The organism is Sedimentibacter sp. B4 (assembly GCF_000309315.1).
Lineage (GTDB): Bacteria > Bacillota > Clostridia > Tissierellales > Sedimentibacteraceae > Sedimentibacter > Sedimentibacter saalensis.
This window is the reverse complement of sequence record NZ_CANG01000112.1, coordinates 1-216: the sequence shown is the minus strand read 5'-3', so window position 1 is coordinate 216 and position 216 is coordinate 1. Positions and strand designations below refer to the sequence as shown.

The following is a 216-nucleotide window of genomic DNA, read 5'->3' as shown; positions in this document are numbered from 1 at the left end:
CTCCCCGCTCGGCGCGTCCGGGCGTCCGGCCCATTCGAGGGCGACCACGTCGAGGCTGCAGACACCACGGACGGGGATCCCGAGTGCCTCTGCCATCGTGACCGCTGCGGCCACGCCGACCCGCAGTCCCGTGAAGGGCCCCGGACCGACGCCCACCGCGATGCCGGACAACTCCGCAGGTTTCGCACCCGCCTCGGCGAGAACGCGACGCACCAG

The 216-nt window shown here is 73.6% G+C and carries 1 protein-coding gene; it reads right to left on the bottom strand.

Going from position 1 to position 216, the window contains the following annotated elements; genetic code table 11:
• Nucleotides 1-216, bottom strand: a 216-nt coding sequence (gene tsaB, locus BN358_RS10340) for a tRNA (adenosine(37)-N6)-threonylcarbamoyltransferase complex dimerization subunit type 1 TsaB (RefSeq protein ID WP_083851570.1), incomplete at its 3' end; no start/stop codon positions are given.